The 7,803-nt window shown below is 61.3% G+C and carries 8 protein-coding genes; 6 read left to right on the forward strand and 2 right to left on the reverse strand.

Features of this window, described 5'->3' with window-relative positions:
• Positions 1–147: 147 nt before the first annotated feature.
• Positions 148–1,935, reverse strand: a complete 1,788-nt coding sequence (locus H7U37_RS13845; RefSeq protein WP_204876598.1) for an LTA synthase family protein — start codon at positions 1,933–1,935, stop codon at positions 148–150.
• A 164-nt stretch (positions 1,936–2,099) separates the two neighbouring features.
• On the opposite strand from H7U37_RS13845, the gene H7U37_RS13850 reads away from it, so the two are divergent.
• From H7U37_RS13850 to H7U37_RS13875, 6 genes are all read left to right on the forward strand, one after another.
• Positions 2,100–2,408, forward strand: a complete 309-nt coding sequence (locus H7U37_RS13850) for an STAS domain-containing protein (protein ID WP_204876600.1) — start codon at positions 2,100–2,102, stop codon at positions 2,406–2,408.
• A gap of 19 nt (positions 2,409–2,427) precedes the next feature.
• The gene (spoIIAB, locus tag H7U37_RS13855; protein WP_204876602.1) at positions 2,428–2,877 is read left to right on the forward strand and encodes an anti-sigma F factor; all 450 of its coding nucleotides are present in this window, start codon (positions 2,428–2,430) and stop codon (positions 2,875–2,877) included.
• Positions 2,874–3,587 (forward strand): sigma-70 family RNA polymerase sigma factor, encoded by a 714-nt coding sequence (locus tag H7U37_RS13860; protein ID WP_204876604.1) that lies wholly within the window; start codon positions 2,874–2,876, stop codon positions 3,585–3,587. Before spoIIAB ends, H7U37_RS13860 begins: the two co-directional genes overlap by 4 nt.
• 116 nt (positions 3,588–3,703) lie before the next feature.
• The gene (locus H7U37_RS13865; RefSeq protein WP_204876605.1) at positions 3,704–4,663 is read left to right on the forward strand and encodes a glycosyltransferase family 2 protein; all 960 of its coding nucleotides are present in this window, start codon (positions 3,704–3,706) and stop codon (positions 4,661–4,663) included.
• Complete coding sequence (locus tag H7U37_RS13870) at positions 4,650–5,066, forward strand: GtrA family protein (protein WP_204876607.1); 417 nt, start codon at positions 4,650–4,652, stop codon at positions 5,064–5,066. The genes H7U37_RS13865 and H7U37_RS13870 overlap by 14 nt, the downstream gene beginning before the upstream one ends.
• A 205-nt stretch (positions 5,067–5,271) precedes the next feature.
• Entirely contained in the window at positions 5,272–6,300 is a 1,029-nt protein-coding gene (locus tag H7U37_RS13875; protein WP_204876609.1) for a LacI family DNA-binding transcriptional regulator, read from the forward strand.
• 73 nt (positions 6,301–6,373) lie between these two features.
• On the opposite strand, the gene H7U37_RS13880 is transcribed toward H7U37_RS13875, so the two are convergent.
• On the reverse strand, positions 6,374–7,585 hold the full coding sequence (locus tag H7U37_RS13880) for an iron-containing alcohol dehydrogenase (RefSeq protein ID WP_204876611.1): 1,212 nt from the start codon (positions 7,583–7,585) through the stop codon (positions 6,374–6,376).
• Between the last annotated feature and the right edge of the window lie 218 nt (positions 7,586–7,803).

Consider the following 7,803-nt stretch of genomic DNA (forward strand, 5'->3'; position numbering starts at 1 on the left):
AAGGCAAAGCTAAAGGGCTTGCCGCCTGCAATACACAGACAGCAAGCCCTTTCGGCTGCTTAAACAATTTTTGCTTCCTAATATTGTCTAACTTTTGGGGTTCACTTCAAAAATTCTGGTCCCGCTGCTTTTTTGTGCTTTTGGGGGTTATGACCCACTGTGATGGTCAAAGCCCAGCAGGTAATACTGCACGATGGCGTATGCCCCGATGCGCCGGGTATAGTCGTTGGTTTCCAGGTGGCTGTACGCCCTGCCGGCGGCGTCGGTGTAGCCCACGAAGGTCAGCGCCGGGATCTCCCGCTGGAAGGACCAGAGGTAATCCCCCCACTGGGTCCGCTCCATGCCGGCGTACTGAAGGAGATACTGGCCCAAAAAGTTCAGGCTGGTATCGCCGGGCTGGTCGCCGGTCAGAGGGTAGTTGGCCCAGATCACATAGGGAGTGCGGAACTTGTCCAGATACTGCCCCATGGTCATGTCGGACTGGGCCACGCCGTAGGCTTTGTCCAGGAAGCCCTGCTCCAGCGCCGGGGGATGGTCGCCGAACATGAGGATGATGGTGGGCTCGCTCTGCCGGGAGAAGTAGTCCACCAGAATCGCAAAGGCCCGGTCGCTCTCGTTGACCAGAGTGAGGTACTGCTCGGCCATGGGATATTCCCCGGGGCAGTCGGTGAGCTGCACCTGGGTGGGATAGTCCGGGTCGGTGTAGCCCCCATGGTTCTGGATGGTCACGTTGAAGAGAAAGAGCCGCTCCTCCGGGTCCTTGTGCTCAAATTCCCACAGAATCTGCTGATAGTTGCACGCGTCGCTGACATAGCCCCCGTGGGCGGTCTCCAGAGGGACGTCAAAGTCGTCCACGCACTTGAAATCGTCAAAGCCCAGCAGGGGATAGGCCTGGTCCCGCTGCCAGGAGGTCCGCTCGCCCGGATGGATGGCCAGGGTGCGGTAGCCCTGCTGCTGGAAGAGGGAGGCCAGGGAGTCGGTGGGGGAGAGGACGTACTGCTGATAGGGGATGCTGCCCGAGGGGAGAAAGGCCATAGAGAATCCGGTTAAAAACTCAAATTCACTGGCACTGGTGCCGGCGCCGAATACCGAGGTATAGCTGTGGCCCCGGACGGCTCCTTCCAGCCCGTCGATGTAGTCCGAGACCGATTCGGTCAGGGACAGGTTGCCGAACTCCTCAAAATCCGCCCAGGATTCGTTCATGATGGCGATGACGTTGGGGCGTTCCGCCGTGGCCTGGACGCCGGATGCGCTTTCCCCGGCGGCGGACAGGAGAGACTGGGCGGTTTCGGCGCTGTATCCCTCCGGCTCCTCCACCGACAAAAACTGGGTGTTGCACAAAAACTCCGCCAGCACGCCGCCGGTCCGGTAGGCGCCGGCGTGGTCCCATACGTCGGTCTTGACCCCGGCCTTTTCCAGAGATTTGGGGGAGAGGGCGAAGAGGATGCACCATACCCCGGCCAGCAGCAGAAGGGCGCGGACCGCCACGGCGCCCCCGCTGGCGGGACGAAGCCGTCCGCCCGGCGCCCAGCGAAGGAGAAAGACGGCCAGCGCCACGAGCAGAACGGCGGCGGCCACCATCACCGGCGTGGGGGTCAGGTCGTAGCTGCCCGCCACCGCCGTGGCGGTGCCCAGGGCGGTCAGGTCCCAGGGGAGGACCGGATTGCCCCGGAAGAGGACTACAAAATAGTTTGCCGCGCCCCAGAGGACGGCGGCGGCGTGGAGGATCACCGCGCACAGGGACTCCTTGGCGGTGAGGGCGCACAGGGGGAAGAAGAGGGCGGCGCAGCAGAGATAGTTGGCGGCGGTCACCCCCAGCGGGTAGAGGAGTTCCCCTCCATAGACCAGCTGCGTGAGGAAGAAGGCGGTCAGCGGAGAGAGAAACAGGACCAATCCCCGCCGCAGGCCCTGTCTGGAAAATAGGGTGGTATTCATAGCGTGGGTCAACCTCTTGTTTTTTTGAAATTCTGATTTGCGGCTCCCTATTATAACCGAATTGGGTCGAAAGGTCAAAAGAAAAAAAGCACATATCCTCCTTCGACGGATTTTCCACAGAGGAGCTGGTAGACTGTGGAAAACAGGAAGAGGAGGGAGCATACATGTCCGTGACCTGCACAGGGGGAGACCGGGTTTTCACCGCGTCGGTCAGCGGAGAGGTGGACCATCACCGGGCCAGGCGCATCATGGAGGAGCTGGAACAGGCCATCGACGGCGGCGCGCCCCGGCAATTCACGCTGGATCTGTCGGAGGTGACCTTTATGGACAGCTCCGGCATCGCGGTGGTGCTGCGGGTTTACAGGCGCGTCCGGGCGCTGGGCGGGGAGATGATCGTGGCACATCCGCCGGCACAGGCGGCCAAGGTGCTCAAGGCCGCCGGCATCGACCGGCTGATCCGTTTTTTGGAATAACGTCCACGGAGGAGTACATATGAAAAAGACACCCATCAACGAAGCGGAGCTGACCTTTTTGAGCCGTTCGGCCAACGAGGGCTTTGCCCGGACGGCGGCGGCCTGCTTTGCCGCCCAGCTGGACCCCACCCTGGAGGAGGTCAACGACATCAAGACCGCCGTCAGCGAGGCGGTGACCAACGCCATCGTCCACGCCTACCCCGACCGGCTGGGAAAGGTCCTGCTCCGGCTGCGGCTCTATGAGGACCAGACCCTGGAGATCCAGGTGCGGGACTGGGGGGTGGGCATCGCCGATGTGGAAAAAGCCCGCACCCCCCTCTTTACCACCGGCAGCGAGGAGCGCTCCGGTATGGGCTTTACCATCATGGAGAGCTTTATGGACCAGGTGCGGGTGCGCTCCGCGCCGGGAAAGGGCACGACGGTGGTGCTGCGCCGCACGCTGGCCCGGCGGACCGGGTACCGGCCGTGAGCGTGGCCGACACCCCCGAGCTGCTGGAGGAGGCCAGACAGGGGGACAACCGGGCCTGCGAGCGGATTTTGGAGGAAAACGCCGGGCTGATCTGGGGCATCGTCCGCCGGTACTACGGCCGGGGGGTGGACCCGGAGGACCTCTACCAGCTGGGCTGCCTGGGCTTTTTGAAGGCGGTGCGGGGCTTTGATCCCGCCTTCGGCTGTCAGTTTTCCACCTACGCCGTGCCCAAGATCGCCGGGGAGATCCGCCGCTTTCTGCGGGATGACGGCACGGTAAAGGTGAGCCGCGGCCTGAAGGAGCGGGGGACGGCGGTGCGTATGGCCCGGGACAAGCTCAGCCATACCCTGGGCCGGGAGCCCACCCTGTCGGAGCTGGCGGGAGAGACGGGGCTTTCACCGGAGGACATCGCCGCGGCCGAGGAGGCGGTGCTGCCGGTGGCCTCTCTCCAGACCGAGACCGGGGAGGGACTGACGCTGGAAAACGCCCTGGGGGGAGAGGGCTTTGAGGAGGAGCTGGTGGAGCGGGAGGCCCTTCGGGGGGCGGTGTCCGCGCTGCCGGAGCGGGAGCGAAAGGTGATCCTGCTGCGCTATTACCGGGGCTTCACCCAGGAGCGGTGCGCCCGGGCGCTGGGGGTCAGTCAGGTGCAGGTCTCCCGCATCGAACGGAGGGCGGTGGACCATTTAAGGGGATATTTAACAGGGGAATAGTGAAAAACGGGATTTTCCGCTATAAATTCTGAGGTTGGGAACAAATGAGGTTGCTTTTTCGTCCAAGAGGAGGTAGAATGGGCAACAATCCCAACACAGAATTGCGAGGTGCATCAATGAGCCAGATCCTTTACATCGTGGTCCCCTGCTACAATGAAGAGGCCGTTCTCCACGAAACCGCCCGGCGGTTGAAGGACAAGCTTCGGTCGCTGGAGGAAAAGAAGGTTATTTCACCCGAAAGCCGGGTGCTGTTTGTCAATGACGGCTCCAAAGACAAGACCTGGGAGATCATCGCCCAGCTCCACCGGGAGGACCCGGTTTTTTCCGGCGTGAATCTATCCCGCAACCGGGGCCACCAGAACGCCCTGCTGGCCGGTCTCATGACCGCAAAGGACCGGTGCGACATGGCCATCTCCATGGACGCCGATTTGCAGGACGACGTGGACGCGGTGGACGCCATGGTGGAGGAGTACCGCGGCGGCTGCGATATCGTCTACGGCGTCCGCTCCTCCCGGAAAAAGGACACCTTTTTCAAGCGCTTTACCGCCGAGGGCTTTTACCGCCTGATGAACTTTTTGGGGGCGGAGACCGTATTTAACCACGCCGATTACCGGCTCATGTCCAAACGGGCCCTGGAGGGCCTGGCCCGGTTCCGGGAGGTCAACCTCTTTTTGCGGGGCATCGTACCCATGATCGGCTACCGGACGGGGACGGTGACCTATGAGCGGGGGGAGCGCTTTGCCGGAGAGAGCAAGTATCCCCTGAAAAAGATGCTGGCCTTTGCCATGGAGGGCATCACCAGCCTGTCCACCAAGCCCATCCGCTACATCACCGGCCTGGGCTTCCTGATTTTCTTTGTCAGCCTGGTGATGCTGGTGTGGTCCATCATCCGCTGGGCGGGCGGAGACACCGTCATCGGCTGGGCCAGTGTGATCTGCTCGGTGTGGGCCATCGGCGGCCTGATCCTCCTCTCTCTGGGGGTTATCGGCGAGTACATCGGCAAGATCTATCTGGAGACCAAGGGCCGTCCCCGGTTCCTGATCAAGGAGGTGCTGGACAGCCATGAAGAAGGGTAAACTGCTGGACGCCTCGGTGTGGAAGTTTTTGCTGGTGGGGGTAGGCAATACCCTGCTGTCCATGGTTCTCATGTTCCTGCTGGAGGGACTGGGCTACTGGCCCTCCACCGCCATCGCCTATGTGGCGGGCGCGGTGCTCAGCTTTTTCCTCAACCGCCGCTTTACCTTCCACAGCCAGGAGACGCTGGGCCGGTCCGCGGTGAAGTTTGCCTTCAACGTGGTGGTCTGCTATGTGCTGGGCTATGGCATCGCCGATTGGGTGGTCCAGCCTCTGGCCGCCCTGGTGCTGACACCCATGGGCGTGTCGGAGCTGTGGCTGGAGCGGCTGATCAAGTTGACCGGCATGGGATTTTATACCATTTTAAATTATTTTGGCCAGCGTTTTTTTGCTTTTCAAAAATAAAAATAGGGGAGAAGGCAAGGCTCAGACCGGAGAGGGGCAAAAAAGGACCCGCTCCGGTCTTTTCGATTTTATCGGAACGTGCATTGACAAGTGTAAGACGATTTGATACCATAAAAAATATGTCTGAATAAGTCAAAATGGGGCGTATCGTCTCAGCCTGGCGGTAGCGTGGCAAGCGGCGTGAGCGGAAGGACGGGAATAATCAATGGCAACGATTCGAGAAATAGCAGAATACACAGGCTTTTCCGCGGCGACCATTTCGCGGGTGCTCAACAACGATCCCACCATGTCTGTGACGGACGCCACCAGAGCCACCATTCTGGAGGCGGCCAGTAAATTCCACTATAAGCCGCCGGTCAAGTCCCGGCGCTCCAAGCGCAAGGATATGCCCCACATTGCGGTGGCCGAGATGCTTTCCCCGGCGGAACAGCTCAGCGATCCGTACTATCTTTACCTGAAAAATTACGCCGCCCAGTACTGCCTGGACGCCGGGGGCGAGATCTCCTACCTGACCGAGCAGGGCGGCGTCTACCGCACCCCCAGTCAAAAGCGCATCGACGGCATTTTGGCCATCGGCATTTTTTCCGAGGAACAGGTGGAGAAGCTGAATGAGATGTGCCGGTCCATGGTATTTCTGGACTCCTCGCCGGATGAGGCCCGGTTTGACTCGGTGGTATTGAATCTCTCTCTGGGTGTGGAACAGGCGCTGGACTATCTGCTGTCCAAGGGTCACCGGCGCATCGGCTTTTTGGGTCCAAACTGCAAGCTGGATCAGAAAAAGCGTCCCGCGCCCGAGGTGCGCCGGCAGTACTTCATTCGCTACATGGAGGAGCGGGGGCTGCTGGACCCGGAGCTGGTGCTGGATACCTCGGCGGACCGGAGGGAGATGTGGGAGTCTATGCTCAACCGGGTCCAGGACGGACGGGCCATGCCCACCGCCCTGCTGTCCTACAATGAGGAGACCGCCATCAACGCCATGGGCGCCCTGCGCAAGGCGGGGCTGCGGGTGCCGGAGGATATTTCGGTCATCAGCTTCAACGACACCCCTCTCTCGGCGCTTACCGAGCCGCCGCTGACCAGCGTCAGCGCCCATTTGGAGGATATGAGCGCCTGCGCGGTGAAGATGCTCTTTGAGCGGATGAAAGACCCCCAGTCCATTCCCCGCAAGATGGTGCTGCCCGCCACGCTGGTGGAGCGGGGAAGCGTCATTCCCTGCCCCGTCGGAGAAGAATAAGCGAAGAATAAAAAATGGGAAGGTACCCTGGGGTGCCTTCCCATTTTGACTTTTGATGTAAGGGTGTCGGGGATCAGAAATCCACGTCCTGATCGTAGTAGACGGCGATGAGCAGCTTCTCCATCTCCTCCTGGCTGGGCTGACGGGGGTTGGAGCCGGTGCAGGCGTCCAGAATGGCGTTGGCGGCCACGTCGGCCAGCTTGTCCTTGAACTCCTGCTCGTCGATGATGCTCTTGTCGGCGATCACGCCGCCCTCGCCGTAGTTCTGGATGGACAGGGGGATATTGAGCTGACGGTTCATCTCCCGCAGCTCGGCCACCAGCGCGGCCACCAGCTCGGCGGTGGTCTCGCCCTTCAGGCCCAGGAAGCGGGCGATGTCGGCATAGCGCTCGGCAGCCTCGGGCACCTTGGCGTTGTACTGGATGACCTTGGGCAGGTACATGGCGTTGGCGGCGCCGTGGATGATGTGACCGCCGGTGAAGGCGGCGCCGGTCTTGTGGGCCATGGAGTGGACGATGCCCAGCAGGGCGTTGGTGAAGGACATACCGGCCAGGCACTGGGCGTTGTGCATCCGGTCCCGGGCCTCCATGTCGCCGTCATAGGATTTCTTCAGATCGTTGTGGATCATCTTGATGGCGTGGAGGGAGAGGGGATCGGTGTAATCGCAGTGCAGGGTGGACACATAGGCCTCGATGGCGTGGGTCATGGCGTCCATACCGGTGTGAGCGGTGAGCTTGGGGGGCATCTTCTCGGCCAGGTCGGCGTCCACGATGGCCACGTCGGGGGTGATGTTGAAGTCCGCCAGGGGGTATTTAATGCCCTTCTGGTAGTCGGTGATGACGGCGAAGGCGGTGACCTCGGTGGCGGTGCCGGAGGTGGAGGGAATGGCGCAGAAGTGAGCCTTGGTGCGCAGCGTGGGGAAGCTAAAGGGAGTGATGAGCTGCTCAAAGGTGCAGTCGGGATACTCATAGAAGGCCCACATGGCCTTGGCGGCGTCGATGGGAGAGCCGCCGCCCATGGCGACGATCCAGTCGGGCTGGAACTGCCGCATTGCCTCGGCGCCCTTCATCACGGTCTCCACGGAGGGGTCGGGCTCCACGCCCTCGAAGAGCTGGACTTCCATGCCGGCTTCCTTCAGGTATTCCACGGCGCGGTCCACAAAGCCGAAGCGCTTCATGCTGCCGCCGCCCACCACCAGGATGGCGCGCTTGCCGGTCAGATGCTTCAGTTCTTCCAGAGAGCCCTTGCCATGATACAGGTCACGAGGCAGAGTAAAACGTCCCATAATAATACATCCTCCTAACATCAGATAGATACGAACCGGAGGCGGGGCCTCAGACGCCCCGTCATTCTCTTTGTTAATTTTATCACATATCGACCTGAAACGCAAAGGAAGTTTATACGCTCTGGCTGGAAATATTTGACCTATCCCCGGAGGAGCAGCAGCCGCTCCGGCGGCACATGGAGGGAGACGGGCTGACCGGCGGCGAGAGGGGGGAGGGA

It is taken from the genome of Pseudoflavonifractor phocaeensis (assembly GCF_016901735.1).
Classification (GTDB): domain Bacteria; phylum Bacillota; class Clostridia; order Oscillospirales; family Oscillospiraceae; genus Pseudoflavonifractor_A.

Coding starts and splice junctions, on each gene's coding strand:
- H7U37_RS13845 (WP_204876598.1), bottom strand. CDS start 1,935: ATGAATACCACCCTATTTTCCAGACAGGGCCTGCGGCGGGGATTGGTC.
- H7U37_RS13850 (WP_204876600.1), top strand. CDS start 2,100: ATGTCCGTGACCTGCACAGGGGGAGACCGGGTTTTCACCGCGTCGGTC.
- spoIIAB (WP_204876602.1), top strand. CDS start 2,428: ATGAAAAAGACACCCATCAACGAAGCGGAGCTGACCTTTTTGAGCCGT.
- H7U37_RS13865 (WP_204876605.1), top strand. CDS start 3,704: ATGAGCCAGATCCTTTACATCGTGGTCCCCTGCTACAATGAAGAGGCC.
- H7U37_RS13870 (WP_204876607.1), top strand. CDS start 4,650: ATGAAGAAGGGTAAACTGCTGGACGCCTCGGTGTGGAAGTTTTTGCTG.
- H7U37_RS13875 (WP_204876609.1), top strand. CDS start 5,272: ATGGCAACGATTCGAGAAATAGCAGAATACACAGGCTTTTCCGCGGCG.
- H7U37_RS13880 (WP_204876611.1), bottom strand. CDS start 7,585: ATGGGACGTTTTACTCTGCCTCGTGACCTGTATCATGGCAAGGGCTCT.